At 66.7% G+C, this 18,483-nt stretch carries 6 protein-coding genes; 5 read left to right on the top strand and 1 reads right to left on the bottom strand.

Features of this window, described 5'->3' with window-relative positions:
* The first annotated feature begins 176 nt into the window (after nucleotides 1-176).
* The gene (locus ISP20_RS08775; RefSeq protein WP_239535449.1) at nucleotides 177-1,577 is read left to right on the top strand and encodes a TIGR03013 family XrtA/PEP-CTERM system glycosyltransferase; all 1,401 of its coding nucleotides are present in this window, start codon (nucleotides 177-179) and stop codon (nucleotides 1,575-1,577) included.
* A gap of 104 nt (nucleotides 1,578-1,681) precedes the next feature.
* On the opposite strand, the gene ISP20_RS08770 is transcribed toward ISP20_RS08775, so the two are convergent.
* Nucleotides 1,682-2,416: a DnaJ domain-containing protein gene (locus ISP20_RS08770; protein WP_204635655.1), complete on the bottom strand. Its 735-nt coding sequence runs from the start codon at nucleotides 2,414-2,416 to the stop codon at nucleotides 1,682-1,684.
* 167 nt (nucleotides 2,417-2,583) lie between these two features.
* Between ISP20_RS08770 and ISP20_RS08765 the strand changes: the two genes are divergently transcribed.
* The 4 genes from ISP20_RS08765 (at nucleotide 2,584) to ISP20_RS08750 (ending at nucleotide 18,477) form a co-directional block, all read left to right on the top strand.
* Nucleotides 2,584-3,441 (top strand): hypothetical protein, encoded by an 858-nt coding sequence (locus ISP20_RS08765; RefSeq protein WP_204635654.1) that lies wholly within the window; start codon nucleotides 2,584-2,586, stop codon nucleotides 3,439-3,441.
* A gap of 379 nt (nucleotides 3,442-3,820) precedes the next feature.
* Entirely contained in the window at nucleotides 3,821-4,738 is a 918-nt protein-coding gene (locus ISP20_RS08760; RefSeq protein WP_204635653.1) for a cupin-like domain-containing protein, read from the top strand.
* 39 nt (nucleotides 4,739-4,777) lie between these two features.
* Nucleotides 4,778-12,034 (top strand): hybrid non-ribosomal peptide synthetase/type I polyketide synthase, encoded by a 7,257-nt coding sequence (locus tag ISP20_RS08755; protein WP_204635652.1) that lies wholly within the window; start codon nucleotides 4,778-4,780, stop codon nucleotides 12,032-12,034.
* The gene (locus tag ISP20_RS08750) at nucleotides 12,031-18,477 is read left to right on the top strand and encodes a non-ribosomal peptide synthetase (protein ID WP_204635651.1); all 6,447 of its coding nucleotides are present in this window, start codon (nucleotides 12,031-12,033) and stop codon (nucleotides 18,475-18,477) included. The genes ISP20_RS08755 and ISP20_RS08750 overlap by 4 nt, the downstream gene beginning before the upstream one ends.
* Nucleotides 18,478-18,483 lie beyond the last annotated feature (6 nt).

The raw sequence follows: 18,483 nt of genomic DNA, 5'->3' as shown, positions 1-18,483 counted from the left end.
CCCTGCGCTGTCGCGCGAGTCGTCGTGTCCGTCAGTCGGGATGTAACACCCCTGAGACAGCCGAACAGACTGTGCCGTCGGTCCGCCGTAAGTTGCATCGACACACACGAACACGCCGCGATAGCCTCAATCGCGCCACAGGAGTGTGGCCCTATCGGGGAAGTAAGGGGGATTGGATGCTACGTTTTCTGCGCCGGCAATCGATGCGTTGGCTAGTCCTGCTCGGCATCTGCGAACTGATGCTGCTGGCTATATCGCTGACGCTTGCCACCTACATCCGCTACGGGCACAACGCCGATGAACTCGCCGAGTTCACCGTGCATATGCCCGAACGCTCGATGGTGTTTGCCACCATCATCGTGATCGGCATGGTTGCGCTGGGCCAGTACCAGGCGCACATCCGCATGACCCGTTTCGGGCTGCTCGCCCGCCAGTTCGTGGCGTTCGCGCTGGGCGGCATCCTGCTGGTGGTCGGCTACTACGTGGTGCCGCAGGCCTATGTCGGCCGTGGCGTGCTGGCGATCGCCCTGCTGCTGGGTTTCGTGCTGGTGCTGGGCGTGCGCATGTTGTTCCTGCACCTGGTGGAAGTCGAAGCGCTGAAGCGCCGCGTGCTGATCCTGGGCGCCGGCCATCGCGCCGCGCAGATCCACAACCAGATGCGCCGCCGTACCGATCGCCGCGGATTCTGCGTGGTCGGCTATGTGCCGCGCATCGACGAGGTGGTGGCGGTGCCGGAAGATCACCTCATTCGCACCAACCTGCCCTTGCAGGTGCTGGTGCAGCGCCAGCAGATCGATGAAGTGGTGGTCGGCGTGGACGACCGTCGCGGCCACATGCCGATGGACGATCTGCTCGAATGCCGCCAGATGGGCATCACCATCACCGATCTCACCTCGTTCTTCGAGCGCGAATCCGGCCGCCTGCAGCTGACCATCCTGGACCCGTCGTGGCTGGTGTTCTCCGGCGGCTTCAATGCCACCCCGCTGCGCCAGCTGAGCAAGCGCTGCTTCGACCTGAGCGCCGCCGCCCTGCTGTTGCTGCTGGCCTGGCCGCTGATGCTGCTCGAAGCGCTGGCGATCATGATCGAATCGGGTCCGGGCCAGCCGATCCTCTATCGCCAGGAGCGCGTCGGCGCCCATGGCCGCACCTTCCTGCTGCTGAAATTTCGCAGCATGCGCACCGATGCCGAGCGCGACGGCGTGGCCCGCTGGGCTTCCAAGAACGACGACCGCGTCACTCGTGTCGGACGCATCAGCCGCAAGCTGCGCATCGACGAACTGCCGCAAATATGGAATGTGTTCAAGGGCGACATGAGCATCGTCGGTCCGCGCCCGGAACGCCCGCAGTTCGTGGCGGACCTGGCGACGCAGATCCGCTATTACAGCCTGCGTCACTGCCTCAAGCCCGGTCTCGCCGGTTGGGCGCAGCTGAGCTATCCGTACGGCGCCACCGTGGAGGAAGCCGCTGAGAAACTGAAGTACGACCTGTTCTACGTGAAGAACCACAACCTGCTGCTGGACCTGCTCATCCTCATCCAGACCGTGGAAGTGGTGCTGTTCGGCCGCGGGGCGCGCTGAACGTCATTGACCGCACTGGCCGCCGGGTGGTGGAAGCGCGTGAGGCGATCTGGCCTACCACAGATGCCTTGCGGCAGCCGCCTGGCGACCAGTGCGGTCCGGCGTTAGGGCGTGGGATCGCTGGCGGCGTGCGCTTCGGTATGCAAGGGATGCAACGGCGAACTGTGCCATTCGACTACTTCGTCATGCTCGAAGCGAATCCACGACGGACCGTATTCCCAAAGATCGCCATGCATGGCGAGCGGATTACCCTCGAGCGCGCGCACCTCGTCGCCGGACATGCCCATATGCAGCATCACGCCTTCGCCAGCCGTCTCGTGCGACACGCTGCCGGCGCCCGGTTGCGAGGTGGTGTCCTCATCCGTATTGGCGGACGAGGCCGTCAACGAAGCCGTATGCATGGTCCAACCGAGCACACCCAGTGCCAGGATGACCAGCAGCAGCGCGACCCGGCCGTGAGAACGATGGGCGGCATGCGACGGCTCCGCCTGCTCCGCCGAGCGGGAAAACGTTGCGTCGCGGCTTGCGGCAAAAGGATCGGGCATCTCGCGCACCGTGCTGGATACTTCCCGGGTGCCCGAATGAGCGCCCGGCGAAGCGGCCTGCGGCGCGCCGGGCAAGCGCCCGTAACGGCGGTGGAATTCCATGGCGGCGCCATACTGCGCATTGAGCCGCTGCAGACGCGAGGCGGTGCGTGCGTCCGTGGGACGCCCTTGCTGGCGATCGGGATGCAGCGCTGCGACGTGGCGCCGATAGGCCTGCTTCAGCTCGGCCATGCCGCAGCCGGGATTGAGGCCGAGACGCCGGTACAGATCGAGAAAATCGGTTTCGTGAGTCACCACCGTCCCTCAACCATGGCGTCGAACCACTTCAAAACAAGGTCGGCGCACGCTTCGCACCTTTCACCTTGTCGCACCGTTTGGCCGTCCATTCGACGGATGCCGCGAGCTTGACACGACATATGCCGAATCACAATATCGACTTATTGCGACAGGAGAATGCACACATGCACGCTCGTCTCTCCTCGTTACCCGTTCGTTCGCCCAGCGCACACCGGGTCCTGCTCGCCACGTTTCTTGCGATGGCCCTGCCCGTCTGTGCCACCGCCGCCATCGACGATGGGGTGCCACCCATGCAGACCCCGCCCACGCTCGGCGCACACACCATGCTCAACCAGTCGGAGGGCGAAGGCAGCTCCCCGGCGGTCACTTCCGCCATCCACACCCAGGACAGCGGCAGTTCGCTGCTGGTGCTGGTGGCCGGCCATGCGGACAACAGCGCCGACCCCACCGACAGCTATGACAACACCTGGAAACGCGTGGGCGAACCGGTCACGTACAACGGTTACGACGGCCGCTTCAACGCCCGCGCATTTATTGCCATTGGCGCCCACGGCGGCAAGCGCCATACCGTGCAGGTGCTCAAAGCCGGCTCTCCGAACGGCGAAATCACCATTCCGTTCATCGAAATCGCGCATGCCGGAAAACTGCAGGACGTGGCGCAGAACTACCCCACGCCGGGCGTGACGGCACGGGCAGCCAACAAACTCACCCGTGCCTGGCAAGGCATGGTCGGTGGCTCCGACACCACCAGCACGCTGCTGAGCAGCGGCACCGTCACCACCACCGGCCCGGCCACGCTGGTGGCGGTGTGGCTGGGCGAGGCCTACATCTACAACATGAGCGCCGTGCCTGGCGACGGCTTCAAGGTGATCGACAGCTACCTGCACCTGCCGCCGAACAGCGGTGTGCAGTGCGCGGTGGCCATCAAACAGGTGGACAAGGCCGGCACCTATTCGGTGACCTGGAACGATTCGCCGGCACAAGGCGCCATCCTCTGGCTGTTCGCCTTCCAGGCGCCTTGAAACCGCCGCAAGAGTCGAACCTGTAACAGCTGTGTATCACTTTTCCTCGTAACCATCGCCGCGTCCATTTTTGCCGTCGCGCGATCGCCTGATGGCTACCCCTAACAGCCTATTTCGTCGGGGCTGTACCGCGTTATTCGTCGCGCCTTCACTGCTGCTTAGGGCGTATTCACACAAAAACGCCCGGGACGGAGACTAACCCTGTCCCGATGTATCACCGCGGTTGCATGACAACGCATCGGAACAGGCTCCGGGGGACTGCTATCGAGACGTGATGGACCGGCTGGCGGTCCGCGCAGCCGAACCAGCGATCGTCGACCACCGGATGGAATAAGACGTCGCTGCCACGCGAACCACGCTTGTTCAGGGGGAAGAAACCATGAGCGCCGATGCCGACCGGCTGATTGAGGTGGACTGGAACACCTTTGATCCATGGCGTATCCAGGCGGTGCGTCATCGCTTGATGGATCACCCGCTGCTGCAGACGCCGTCGCTGGTGGAGTTGAGCAAGCGCCTCGAATCGCGCGGCCGCGTGCGTACGCACAGCAGCGACGCCACCCCCGGTACGCCGTTCAACACCGCACCCAAGCTGCACCCCAATCCCATGACGGCGGCGAGCACGCTGCAGCAGATCGAGCAGGCCAAGGCCTGGATGTCGCTGTTGAACGTGCAGACCGACGACACCTATCGCAGCCTGGTGGACGAAGTGCTCGACGACGTGAAGCCGGGTGTCGACCGCCTCGACCCGGGCATGTGCTATCGCGGCGGCTGGATCTTCATCACCTCGCCGAACACGGTCACCCCGTTCCATTTCGACAAGGAACACAACTTCATCCTGCAGGTCAGCGGCCGCAAGACCATCTACGTATGGGATCACCGCGACACGGTGGCCGCCAGTGAGGAAGCGCGCGACCGTTTCCACGCCTGCCACGAACGCGATCGCCTGCACTGGGACGACAGCCTGCGCGAACGCGCCACCGTGTTCCATCTCGAACCGGGCCAGGGCGCGTACATGCCGTCGACCAGCCCGCACATGGTCGAGAACGGCGACAACGCCTCGATCACCATCAGCTTCACCTACTACACCCACGCCACCCGCCGCGACAGCTTGCTGCACACCGCGCACGAACGCATGCGCGAATGGGGCATGCATCCACCGGCCGTGGGACAGAACGCCCTGCTCGACTTCCTGTTGCATGCCGGCTTTCGCACCGCCATCGATTCGCGCGAATGGCTGCGTCGCTCGCTCGGCAAACAGCCCTATACGGATGGCGCGGCCTACGCCATCGCCGGTTGACTGATCGCGCGCCCAGCACGCGCGTGCAGGTGAATACCCATGACTCAGCACAACATCGCGCAAACAGCATCGACCGGCACGGAGTTGTCGTTGCTCGACGTGCTGGTCCGGCAGACGCCGGCGCCGGTGACGGTCTCGATGCAGCGGCTGCAGATGGCCATCGATGCCGGCGTCGTGCACGCCATCGAGGCACGCGCGGAACGGCTGGGTATCAGCTCCACGCTGTTGCGTCGCGCGGCCCTGGCCCTGCTGGAGTCGCGTTTCACCGGCCAGGCGGAAATCGTGCTCGCCACCGCGTCGGGCAACATCTTCCACAAAGTGCCCATGGAAGGCGCGGTCGATGCATGGCTGCTCATGCATGTGACTCCGGCCGCGGCGCAGGACGACGCGCCCAGCGCCATCGGCACCTGGGCCGATGACGCTGGGGCCGCGTTGCCGTTGCGCTGGTCACTCTCGCCCACGGGTTCGCATCTCGAACTCAACTACGACACGGCCGTGTTCGACGAGTCGATGCTGCTCACGCTCGCGCACGGTTTGTCGCACGTGCTGCACTCGCTGGCGCACCACGACGCGCTGGAATCGATCAGCGTGCTGGATGAGGAAACGCGCCAACGCCTGCTGCAAACCTGGAACGATACGCGCATGCCTCGCCAGCTGGGCGACACGGTGCATGGCCTGTTCGCCCAGGTCGCGGCAACGCATGCCGGAGCGATCGCACTGGATGGCCCGCTCGGCAAGTTCAGCTATGCCGAACTCGGTGAACGCAGCGATGACGTTGCGGCCGGGCTGCTGCGCGCCGGCGTGACGCCGGGCGCGACCGTCGGCCTGCTGCTGGATCGCTCGCCCGAGGCCCTGATCGCCATCCTCGGCATCCTCAAGGCCGGCGCCGCCTATCTGCCGCTCGACCGTACCAACCCCGCAGAACGCCTGGCGTTCGTACTGAACGATGCACGGGCTGCGGCCATCATCGTCGGCGAGGGCATGGCGGCGCCTGCGGACGTGGCCGCTCCCGTACTGGGCATCGAATCACTGATGAGCACGGCGGGCACGGCCGACCTTCCCGTGGTCGACGGCGATGCGCTGGCCTACGTGATGTACACCTCCGGTTCGACCGGCACGCCCAAGGGCGTGGAGATTCGTCACCGCTCCATCATCCGGCTGGTTCGCAACGTACGCTACGTGCAGTTCGGCGACAGCCCGCGCGTGCTGCACGCCGCACCGCTGGGGTTCGATGCCGCCACCTTCGAGATCTGGGGTGCGCTGCTCAACGGCGGCACCTGCATCGTGCATGGCGAGCGCGTGCCCAGCGGCGCGGGTCTTGCCGCCACCATCCGCAACCACGATGCGCGCATTGCCTGGCTCACCGCGGCGCTGTTCAACGCCGTCATCGACGAGGACGGCAATCATCTGCGCGGTCTCGAGCAATTGCTTACCGGTGGCGAAGCGCTGTCCGTCGCGCATGTGCGCAAGGCGCAAACGTCGCTGCCGGACACGACGCTGATCAACGGCTACGGCCCCACCGAATGCACCACGTTCGCAACCACTTTCCGCATTCCGCCTGCGCTGGATGCAGCGCTGCGCGCCATTCCGATCGGCCGCCCCATCGCCGATACCACGCTCTATGTGGTCAATGCGCGCGGCGAGCCGGTGCCGCCGGGCGTGATCGGCGAGCTGTACATCGGCGGCGAAGGCGTCGCGCGCGGCTACATGGGCCGCGACGAACTCACTGCAACGCGCTTCGTGCCCGATCCGTTTGCCGGCGGCGAGCAGCGTCTCTATCGCACCGGCGATCTCGTACGCTGGCTGCCGGAAGGCGTGATCGACTTCATCGGCCGCATCGACGGCCAGGTGAAGATCCGCGGCTATCGCATCGAGATCGGCGAGATCGAAGCCGCGCTGCAGGATCTTCCCGGTGTTCGCGCCAGCGCCGTGCTGGCTCGCGAAGACCAGCCCGGCCAGAAGCGGCTGGTCGCCTATTTCGTGGCCGAGGACGCCGCCGTGACGGCTCGCGCCCTGCGCGCCCAACTGGCGCAGACGCTGCCCGAGTACATGGTGCCGGTGGCCTATGTGCGCATGGACAGCCTGCCGGTCACCGGCAACGGCAAGCTCGATCGTCGCGCCTTGCCTGCACCGGGGCGCGGCCGACCGGAACTGGCGGACACCTACGTGCCGCCGGTCGGTCAGCTGGAACAGCAGCTGTGCGCGCTGTTCTCCGAGGTGCTGGAGATCGATCAGGTCGGCCGCGTCGACCACTTCTTCGACCTCGGCGGCAATTCGCTGCTCGCCGTGCGTTTGATGGAGCGCGTGCACGGCGCGATTTCGAGTACGCCCACCATTCCGGCGTTCTTCGCCGAGCCGACGCCTGCCGCATTGGCCTCCTTGATCGAGGGGCGCGCGGCGAAGTCGGCGCTGGCTTCGCGCCTCTCGCGCGGCCGTCAGGGCGACGCGGGCGAGCCGGTAGCGATCATCGCGGCAGCGGGCCGCTTCCCCGGCGCCGCCGACCTGGAAGCGTTCTGGGCGAACCTTTGCGCCGGGCGCGATTCGATCACCCACTTCAGTGCCGACGAACTGGACGCATCCATCCCGGCATCGTTGCGCAGCGATCCGGCCTATGTGGCGGCACGCGGCATCATCGATGGCGTCGAGGACTTCGACGCGGCCTTCTTCGGCATCTCGCCGCGCGAAGCGGAGCTGATGGACCCGCAGCAGCGCATCTTCCTGGAACTGTGCTGGGAATGCCTGGAGCGCGGCGGCTACACGCCGGATCGCCACGATGCACCGGTGGGCGTATTCGGCGGCATGTACCACGCCACCTACTTCCAGCATCACCTGACCCATCGCCCCGATCTCATCGAGAAACTGGGTGCGTTCCTCGTCTCGCTGGCCAACGAGAAGGATTTCTTCGCCACGCGCGTGGCGCACAAGCTCAACCTCACCGGCCCGGCCGTCAACGTGAGCACGGCCTGCTCCACCTCGCTGGTGGCGATCTGCCAGGCCGTGGCCGCGCTGCGCGCCGGGCAATGCGAGATGGCGATCGCGGGTGGCGTATCGGTCACCTGCCCGCCGCGCAGCGGATACGTCACGCAGGAAGGCTCGATGCTGTCGCCGGACGGCCAGACGCGCACCTTCGATGCCACCGCGCAGGGCACGGTGTTCAGCGACGGCGCCGCGGTGGTGCTGCTCAAGCGCTGGTCGGATGCGCAACGCGATGGCGACAACGTACTTGCGCTGATTCGTGGCATCGGCATCAACAACGACGGCGGCGGCAAGGCCAGCTTCACCGCGCCCAGCAGCGAAGGCCAGGCGGCCGTGATCGCCATGGCACTGGCCGATGCCGGTGTCGACGCGCGTTCCATTTCCTACGTGGAAGCCCACGGCACCGCCACGCCGCTGGGCGACCCCATCGAGATCGAAGGCCTCACCACCGCCTATCGCCAGCACACCGACGATTGCGGCTACTGCGCCATCGGCTCGGTGAAGAGCAACATCGGCCACACGGTGATCGCCGCGGGCGCCACCGGCGTGATCAAGACCGCACTGTCCCTGCATGAGCGGGTGCTGCCGCCGTCGCTGCACGTGCAGGCGACCAATCCGAAGATCGATTTCGCCCACTCGCCCTTCGTCGTCAACGACACGTTGCGCCCGTGGCCGCAAGGCGAACAGCCGCTGCGTGCCGGCGTGAGTTCGTTCGGCGTGGGCGGCACCAATGCGCATGTGATCCTCGAACAGGCACCGGCCATGCCGGCTTCCGATGCCCCCGAAGGCCCGCAGCTGTTGTTCCTTTCCGCTCGCACACCGGCAGCCGTCGCGATCTCCGCGGCACGGCTCGCCGATCATCTGGCGGCGAATCCCGGCGCCAACCTGGGCGACGTCGGCAGCACGCTGTTGCACGGACGCAAGGCGTTCAACCATCGCGCCTGCGTGGTCGCAGCGAGCACCGACGAAGCGGTGGCCCGTTTGCGCGATTTCTCCGCCTCCAACGTGCGCGAGTCGATCAAGCCAGCGCCGGAAGTAGTGTTCCTGTTCCCGGGCCAGGGCTCGCAATACTCCGGCATGGGCAAGGCTTTGTACGAAAGCGAGCCGGCCTTCCGCGCCGCGCTCGACGATTGCGCCGAAGCGCTGCGCGGCGAACTGGGCTTCGATCTGCGCGAACGCATGTTCGACAGCGATGCCGCCGCCCTGCGCGAAACCTCGCTGACCCAGCCGGCCACCTTCGCGATGGAATACGCGCTGGCCAAGCTGTGGCTGTCCATGGATATCGTACCGGCGGCGATGATCGGCCATAGCGTGGGCGAATTTGTCGCCGCGGTGATTGCCGGCGTGATGAGCCTCGATGACGGTGCGCGGCTGATTGCCCGTCGCGGCCGCCTGATGCAGTCCATGCCATCCGGTTCGATGCTGTCGGTGCGACTGGCCGCCGATGCGGTGCGTGCGCGCCTCCCAGCCGGCTTGCAGCTCGCGGCGGAGAACAGCCCGAATGCGAGCGTGGTCAGCGGCGAATCCGCGCATATTGAAGCGTTCCGCCTGCAACTGGAAGCCGAGGGCGTGGCCTGCCGCGTGCTGCAGACCTCGCACGCGTTCCACTCCGCCATGATGGATCCGGTGCTCGAACCGTTCCGCGCCGAAGTGCTGCGCGTGACGCTGTCGGCACCGAGCATCGCGATCATTTCCACGCTCACCGGTGAGCCGCTCAGCGTGGCCGAAGCCACTTCGCCCGACTACTGGACCAGCCACCTGCGCGGCACCGTGCGTTTCTCGCCCGCCTTGCTGAGCCAGCTGGGCGAGCAACCGCGCGTCTTCCTCGAAGTGGGCCCGCGCAACGCGTTGACCACGCTGGCCCGCCAGCACGCGCCAAGCCGAAAGCATCGGATGGTGTCCAGCGTCGCCGACGGCGAGCTGCTGGAACGCGCCGCGTGGATTGCCGCGATGGGCGAGCTGTGGTGCGCCGGTGCGCCGGTGGCCGTGTGCGCGCTGGATCGCCGCGCCAATCGTCGCCGCGTGCAGCTGCCGACCTACCCGTTCGAACGCAAACGCTATTGGGTCGAGGCTGCCGCACCGGCTGCCATCGCGCCCACCCTCACCCCTGACAACGTCGTTCCGTTGTTCACCTCTTCGCCTGCACCCGTTGTGGAGCACACCATGGATGTCAACGCTGCCGGCGCCAATGCCGGTTCCGCCCGTCAAACCCGCCTGCTTTCCCAGCTCACCGAGCTGTTCGAGGACGTTTCGGGCGCGGAACTGCAGGACGTCGATCCCGGCGCCGGTTTCGTCGAGCTGGGCCTGGATTCGCTCTCGCTCACCCAGGTTGCGCTGCAGCTGCAGAAGACCTTCGCGCTGAAGATCACGTTCCGCGAACTGATGGAGTCGTTTTCCTCCTTCGAGCGCCTCGCCATGCATATCGACCAGATGCTGCCGCCGGATGCCTCCGCTCCGGCCGCCCCCGTCCTTCCCGCGGCTACCGGCGCGACCGTGGCTCCCGCCGCCATCGTCGCGCCGGTCATGCCGATGGCCGCCAGCGGCAACGTGGTGCAGGACCTGATCCAACAGCAGATGCAGATCATGCAGCAGCAACTGGCACTGCTCGCTGGCGCATGCATGACCGCACCGGCCGTTGCTGCACCCGTGCAGGCCGTGGCTGCTGCACCCGTGCAACCCGCTGTCGCACCGTCAGCTCCTGCAGCCGTCACTGCACAGGCGACGCCGAGCCAGCCGCAGCCGCAGGACGAAGAAGCCGCGCTCGCCCACACCACCTACGACGTCAAGAAGGCGTTCGGTGCCATCGCACGCATCCATTCGAACCAGACCGAGCTGAGCGATCGCCAGCAGGCCCGCCTCGAAGCCTTCATGCGCCGCTATATCGACCGCACGCGCGCTTCCAAGGAGTACACCCAGCGCCATCGCAAGCACCTGGCCGATCCGCGCGTGGTGAACGGCTTCCGTCCGTTGCTGAAGGAGATGATCTACCAGGTCGTGGTGAACCGCTCCAAGGGTTCCAAGGTGTGGGACCTGGATGGCAACGAATACATCGACATCCTCAACGGCTTCGGCATGAACCTGTTCGGCTGGCAGCCGGACTTCGTGCTCGATGCCGTGCGGCGCCAGCTGGATTCGGGCTACGAGATCGGCCCGCAGCATCCGCTGGCCGGCGAAGTGGCCGAACAGGTCTGCGAGCTCACCGGCTTCGACCGCGCCGCGCTGTGCAACACCGGCTCCGAGGCGGTGATGGGCACCGTGCGCATCGCGCGCACCGTCACCGGCCGCGACACGCTGGTGATCTTCACCGGTTCCTATCACGGCATCTTCGACGAGGTGATCGTGCGCGGCACCAAGAAGCTGCGCTCGGTACCGGCAGCGCCGGGCATCCTGCGCAATACCTCGGAACACGTGCTGGTGCTGGAATACGGCACCCCCGAAACGCTGCAGATCATCCGCGAGCGCGCGTCGACCATCGCTGCCGTGCTGGTGGAACCGGTGCAGAGCCGCCGTCCGGATTTCCAGCCGCGCGAGTTCCTCAAGGAACTGCGCGCGATCACCGCCGATGCAGGCGCGCTGCTGATCTTCGACGAAGTGGTCACCGGCTTCCGCTCGCATCCGCGCGGCGCGCAGCACGTGCTCGGCATCGATGCCGACCTCGCTTCGTACGGCAAGGTGGTGGGCGGCGGCTTCCCGATCGGCGTGATCGCCGGCAAGCGCCAGTACATGGATGCGCTCGACGGCGGTGGCTGGCAGTACGGCGATGCCTCCATCCCGACCGTGGGCGTCACCTATTTCGCCGGCACCTTCGTGCGCCACCCGCTGGCGCTCGCAGCGGCCCATGCCGTGCTCAATCACCTGAAGCAGAACGGCGCCGCGCTGCAAGAGCGCCTCAACGCCCGCACCAGTCTGCTGATGGACGAACTCAACGCGTTCTGCGCCAGCGTGGGCGCACCGATCCAGCTGGTGCACTTCGCCTCGGTGTGGAAGACCAATTTCACCGAAGACCACCCGCTGCAGGATCTGCTGTTCGCCATGATCCGCAGCCGCGGCATCCACATGCTGGACAACTTCCCCTGCTTCTTCACCACCGCGCACAGCGAGCAGGATTTCCAGGCGATCGCCAAGGCGTACAAGGAATCCGTGCTGGAGATGCAGGAAGCCGAATTCCTGCCGCGCAACAGGAACGTGGAAGCGCTGGCTTTCGATGCCAACCGTCCGCCGGTGGTGGGCGCACGGCTGGGCAAGGACCAGCACGGCAACCCGGCGTGGTTCGTGCCCAACCCGGATGCGCCGGGCAAGTTCATGAGGGTCAACGCATGAACCCGAACGAGCCGGGCCAACTGCCCGATGCCGACGCGATTGCGGTCGATTACGACCCGTTTGCCGGTGCCATGTTGGAACGCGTGGCACCGTCCACCGCGCCGCAGCGCGAGGTGTGGCTGGCTTCCACGCTGGAGCCGGAAGCCTCGCTCGCCTACAACGAGTCGGTCTCGCTGCGGCTGCATGGCGAACTCAACGTCGATGCGCTGCAGACCGCGCTGCAACAGTTGATGGAACGCCACGAAGCGTTGCGCGCGACCTTCGCCAACGATGGCAGCGAGCTGTGCATCGCCGCCCAGCAGGATCTGCCCTGCCCGTTGCGCGAACTCTCCTGGCTCGGCCCCGACGAACAGCAGGCCGAGATCGATGCCACGCTGGTCCGCGTGGTGAGCGAACCGTTCAACCTCGATACCGGCCCGCTGGTGCGCGCCGAACTGCTGCGTCTGTCCTCGCAGGAACATCTGCTGGTGTTCACCGCGCATCACATCGTATGCGACGGCTGGTCGTTCGGCGTGATCGTGCGCGACCTGGCCGCGTTGTATGCACAGCAGGTCGGCCAGGGCCAGGATCTGCCGCCTGCCGACGCGTTCGCGGAATACGCGCTGGCCGAAGCCGGTCACGCGCAGAGTGCCGAAGGCAAGGCTTCGGAAGCCTATTGGCTGGCGCGTTTCGCCAACGCCACGCCCTCGCTGGATCTGCCCACCGACCACCCTCGCCCGCGCCAGCGCAGCTTTCATTCGCTGCGCGAAGACCTGCTGCTGGACGCCTCGCTGGTCGCCGACGTCAAGCGCATGGGCGCGCAGCGCGGCGCCAGCCTGTACGCCACGCTGCTGGCCTCGTTCGGCCTGCTGCTGCAACGGCTGACCGGACAGGACGACGTGGTGATCGGCATCCCGTCGGCCGGCCAGGCCGCCGGCGGTCACCACGATCTGGTCGGCCACTGCGTCAACGTGCTGCCCCTGCGCATGATGATCGATACGGCCGCACCGTTCGCCGACAGCCTCAAGCAGGTGCGCGGCGATCTGCTCGACGCCTTCGATCACTCGCAATACACGCTGGGCAGCCTGCTGGCTCGCCTGGCCTTGCCGCGCGATCCCGGCCGCCTGCCGCTGGCCAGCGTGCTGTTCAATCTGGACCAGGCGCTGGACGAGCGCAGCGTCAGCTTCCCCGGCTTGTCGTTCGAGTTCGCCGGCAACCCGCGCGTGTTCGAGAATTTCGAGCTGTTCGTCAATGCCGTGCAGCTGCCGGCCGGCATCCGCCTGGAATGCCAGTACAACCGCGATCTGTTCGAGCCGGCCACCATCCAGTCCTGGCTGGATGCGTATGCCACGCTGCTGCGCCAGGCCGTGAGCACCCCGGACGCCGCGGGCAATGCGCTCAGCCTGGTGTCCCCGTCGGCGCAGGCAGCCCTGATGGCTTTGCAGCCGATGCGCACGGCCTATCCTGCGCAGCAGCTCGCGCACCAATACTTCGAACAACAGGTAGACCGCGCACCGGCACGCGTCGCCATTGCCGGCGACGCAGCGCTGAGCTATGCGCAGCTTGAAGCCCGCGCCAATCGCATCGCACGTGTGTTGCGGCAGCGTGGCGTGGGCCAGGGCCGGCTGGTGGGCCTGTCCGTGGCGCGCAGCAGCGACATGATCGCCGCACTGCTCGGCGTGCTGAAATCCGGCGCCGGCTACGTGCCGCTGGACCCGGGCTTTCCCGCCGAGCGCCTCGCCTTCATGGCGAAGGACGCCGCGCTTGCCGCGCTTATCGTGGACGACGAAGCGGCGGGCATTTTCGAGTTCCCCGCGTCGCAGGTGTTGTCGTTGCAGCGCGATGCCGCCCTCATCGACGGTGCCAGTGCCGCGCGTCTGCCGCATGATGAGCGTGCCGCCACGCCCGAATCGATCGCCTATCTGATCTACACCTCGGGCTCCACCGGCAAGCCCAAGGGCGTGCGCGTGCCGCATCGCGCCACCTCCAACTTCATCAGCAGCATGCAACACGAACCGGGCATCCATGAGGATGATCGTCTGGTCGCGGTCACCACCTTGTCGTTCGACATCGCCTTCCTCGAGCTGATGCTTCCGCTCAGCGTGGGCGCAGCCATCGTGTTGGCGAACGCCGACGACGTGCGCGACGGCACCGCGTTGCGTCAGCTGGTGGAACACAGCAAGGCCAGCATGATGCAGGCCACGCCCGCCGGCTGGCGCGTGTTGTTGGAATCGGGCTGGGAAGGTTCCCGCGGCTTCAAGGCGATTGCCGGCGGCGAACCGCTGCCGCTGGATCTGGCCGAATCGCTGCTCGCCCGTTGCGGCGAACTGTGGAACGCCTATGGTCCCACCGAAACCACGGTGTGGTCGACGCTGTGGCGGGCGCAGCATCCGCGCGCCGGCATCACCATCGGCAAGCCGATCGCCAATACCACCGTACACGTGCTCGACGAACACGGCGCGCCATGCCCGTTGGGCGTGCCCGGCGAAATCCATATCGGCGGCGATGGCGTCACGCTGGGCTACCTCAATCGTCCCGAACTCAACGCCGAACGTTTCCTGCCCGATCCGTTCAGCGGCGAAGCGCACGCGAAGCTGTATCGCACCGGCGATCGCGGACGCTGGCTGGCCAAGGGCGAGCTGGAACATCTGGGCCGGCTCGATTTCCAGGTGAAGATTCGCGGCTATCGCATTGAGCTGGGCGAGATCGAAACCGCACTGACGGATTTGCCGCAGGTGGCGCGTGCCGTGGTGATGGCGCGCGAGGACCGGCCTGGCGACGTGCGCCTGGCGGCCTATGTGGTGCCCGCCGAAGGCGTGGACCTGGCGACGGTGGATCTGTGCCCGCCGCTGCGCCAGCGCCTGCCCGACTACATGATTCCGCAGCACTTCGTGGCGATGACCGCCATCCCGTTGCTGCCGAACGGCAAGATCGACCGCAAGTCGCTGCCCGCGCCGGCGCAGCCCGCCGTCGAGGCTCGGGGCGACCGCCGCGCTCCGCAAACCGACACCGAGCGTCGCGTAGCGACGGCGATGGAAACCGTGCTGGCGCTGCCCGAGCTGGACGTGCGCGACAACTTCTTCGCACTCGGCGGCCATTCGCTGCTCGCTGCGCAACTCACGGCGCGACTGAATCGCGAATTCGGCATCGCGCTGTCGTTCCGCACCCTGTTCGACGCGCCCACCATCGAAGGCCTGGCCCAGGCCATCGACAGCCAGCGCGTGCCCGAGCATGCGGCTGCCGCATCCATCGAAATTCCTCGCCTGACCGAGCGCACGGTGGCGCCGTTATCGTCGATGCAGCAGCGGCTTTGGTATCTGGAGCAGCTGCATCCGGGCCGCGTGGTCTACAACACGCCGTCGGCGCATCGCCTGCGCGGTCCGATGAACGTGGATGCGTTCCGCCAGGCGCTGCGCGACGTGGTGCTGCGCCAGCCGGTGCTGCGCACGTCGATCGAAACCGGCGAACTGGGCGGCGTGCAACGCATTCATGCGGGCTTGCTGCCGGAGCTTCCGCTGGAGGATCTGTCCGGCCTGCCCGCCGACGCGCGCATGGAGGCCATCCGCCGGACGCTGGAAGCGGATATTGCCCAGCCCTTCGATCTGACCCGGCCGCCGCTGTATCGCGCGCGCCTGTTCCGCATCGACGAGCACGATCACGTGTTCTATTTCATGGCCCACCATATCGTGTGGGACGGCTGGTCGTTCGACTTGCTGTACGAAGATCTTTCGCGGGCGTATGTATCGCGCTGCGCGGGCAGCGCCGAAGGCCTGCCGCCGCTGGCCGTTGAGTACACCGACTTCTCCGCCTGGCATCGCGACTGGATGGCCAGCGACAACGTGCAGCAGCAGCTCGCCCATTGGGTAAAGACGCTGGGCGGCGCGCTGGAACCGCTGGAGCTGCCCGCCGACCGGCCGCGGCCGGCACGCATGTCCGGCGAGGGCGCCACCGAGTGGGTGCGCATTCCCGCCGACCGCGCCGCTGCCGTGCATGCCCTGGCGCAACGCGAACAGGCCACCTCGTTCATGGTGTTGCTGGCCGCGTACTACGTGCTGCTGCACCGCCTGAGCGGACAACGCGACCTGATCGTGGGCACACCAGTGCGTGGACGCGATCGGGTCGAAACCGAAAGCATCATGGGCCTGTTCGTGAACGCGTTGCCGTTGCGCGTGCAGGTCGATCCCGAGGCGCCGTTCCGCGAGGTGCTGCGCCAGGTGCGACAGGTGGTGCTGGATGCGTTTGCCCATCCGGACATACCGTTCGAGCAGCTGGTGTTCTCGCTGGGTGTGGCGCGTGACGAAAGCCGTCCGCCGATCTCGCAGGCGATGTTTTCCTTCCAGGATGCGCGCCGCCGCATCGTCTCGTGGGGTGAGCTGGCGCACGAGCATCTGCCGGTGTTCCAGCGCGGCGCGGCCGACGACATCGGCCTGTGGTTCCTTGAGCAGGAACACGGCCTGTTGGGCGGCATCACCTACAACACCGACATCTTCGATGCGCAGACGGCCGCACGCTTCCGCGACTGCTACGAAAGCCTGCTCGCCTCGGCCCTGGCCGACCCGGCCCGCAGCGTGGCAACGCTCGATCTGCTGCCGGCGCGCGAAAACGCCCTGCTGGCCGAATGGAACCAGACCCAGCTGGATGTGCCTCCGTTGTCGCTGCATGGCTTGTTCGAGCAGCAGTGCGATCGCGCGCCCGAGCGTCAGGCCATCCGCTGTCGCGATGTGACGCTCAACTATCGCCAACTGGACGAGCGCGCCAACCGCATCGCCCATGCCCTGCGCGCGCGCGGCGCTGCGCGCGGCACCCTGGTAGGTATCGCGCTCACGCGCGGCATCGACATGGTGGCCAGCATGCTGGGCGTGCTCAAGACCGGCGCCGGCTACGTGCCGCTCGATCCGGAGTTCCCGGCCGATCGGCTCTCGTACATGGCCCAGGATGCGAATCTCGGCGTGCTGGTGACGGAAGCGGCGTTGACGACGCGCATCGACAGCGAGGGCACCGCGCGCCTGTTGCTGGACGAGTCCGCGGACGAACTCGATGCGCTGCCCACCTCACGACTCGCCAGCGACGCTGCCTTCGATGGCTCGTCGGTCGCCTATGTGATCTACACCTCCGGCTCCACCGGCCGCCCAAAGGGCGTGGCCATTCCGCATCGCGCCGTGGTGAATTTCCTCGCCAGCATGGCGCAGCGTCCGGGGCTGCAGGCGGACGATCGCCTGCTCGCCGTCACCACCTTGTCGTTCGACATCGCCGTGCTCGAGCTGTTCGGCCCGCTCAGCGTCGGTGCGGAAATCCTGCTCGCCACGCGCGAAGAAGCCACCGACGGTCTTGCACTGTCGCAATTGCTCACCACCCAAGTGGCCACGACGATGCAGGCCACGCCGGTCACCTGGCGTCTGTTGCTGCAGACGTCCTGGCTGCCGCCGTACGGTTTCCGTGCGCTCTGCGGTGGCGAACCGCTGTCGGCGGATCTGGCCGAACAGTTGCTCGCGCGCGGTTGCGAACTGTGGAACATGTACGGCCCCACGGAGACCACCGTGTGGTCCACCTGCTGGCGCGTGGAACATCCCGAGCGCGGCATTTCCATCGGCACGCCGATTGCCAACACCACCATCCATATCCTGGACGAGCACAGCCAGCACTGCCCCATCGGCGTGCCGGGCGAACTGTGCATCGGTGGCGAGGGCGTGGCGCTGGGTTATCTGCATCGCGACGAACTCACGGCGGAACGTTTCCCGGCCGATCCGTTCGCACCAGGTGCGCGCTTCTACCGCACCGGCGACCGTGCGCGCTGGCGCGCCGACGGCACGCTGGAGCACCTGGGACGCATCGATTTCCAGGTCAAGCTTCGCGGCTTCCGCATCGAGCCCGGCGAGATCGAGGCCGTGGCGCGCACCCTGCCCAGCCTGCTCGACTGCGTGGTGGTGGTGCGCGAAATAGCGCCGAACGACGAGCGCCTGGTGCTGTACGCCGTCTGCAGTGACGACGAGCAACAGGTGTGGCCCAAGCTGCGCGCGCAGCTCGCCGCGCGCCTGCCGAGCTACATGCAGCCGCAGCACCTGGTGCGATTGGCCGAACTGCCGCGCACGCCCAACGGCAAAACCGATCGCAAGGCGCTGCCGCCACCGGTACTTCAGGTGGCCGCGACGACGGATGCCGAGCCCGGCGTGAGTGCCAGCGACGATCCCCGCGAACGCTATCTCGGCCAGCTCTGGTGCCGGCTGGTCGGTGCGGACGATGTGCGGGCCAGCGACAACTTCTTCGACATTGGCGGCCATTCGCTGCTGGCGATCGAAATGGTCACCCAGGTGCGCAAGGAGACCGGCGTGAAGCTCAACCTGCTCGACGTCGCCACCACCCCGCTCGCCTCGTTGGCCACGGCGCTGCCCGAAGGCGATCTGACCGAGCCGGACAAGGCCGCTTCACTGGGTGGAAGGCTACGGCAATTGTTTGGCAGGCGCTGACAGGAG

It is taken from the genome of Dyella kyungheensis (assembly GCF_016905005.1).
In the GTDB taxonomy this organism is placed as follows: domain Bacteria; phylum Pseudomonadota; class Gammaproteobacteria; order Xanthomonadales; family Rhodanobacteraceae; genus Dyella; species Dyella kyungheensis.
This window is presented reverse-complemented; position numbering and strand designations above follow the sequence as displayed.